General features: G+C 28.0%; 1 protein-coding gene. It reads left to right on the top strand.

The features are described from left to right. The coding region (locus ETC27_RS18470; protein ID WP_240724963.1) for a PfkB family carbohydrate kinase at positions 1-293 on the top strand (293 nt) is incomplete at both ends.

Here is a 293-nt window from a genome sequence, read left to right as displayed (position 1 = left end):
ATCTTTTAACACCAAATAAAAAGGAAGCAGAAGTTGCATCTAAAATTGAGATCGATAATGATACTACATTAAAAAAATCATTATTAAAATTAAAAGAAGATGCAAATTTAACTCTTTCAGTAATTACATTAAGTGAAAATGGAATAGCAATTTTAGATAATGATGAAGTAACTATAAAACCAACAGTTGCTAGAGAAGTATATGATGTAACTGGTGCAGGAGATACAGTAATTGCATCTTTAGGATTTGCTCTAAGCTTAGTGAGTGATATATATAAATCAATCGAGTTTGCA

It is taken from the genome of Onishia niordana, from assembly GCF_004798965.1.
Lineage (GTDB): Bacteria > Pseudomonadota > Gammaproteobacteria > Pseudomonadales > Halomonadaceae > Onishia > Onishia niordana.
The sequence above is the reverse complement of the archived record's forward strand: the minus strand, read 5'-3'. Positions and strand labels throughout refer to the sequence as shown.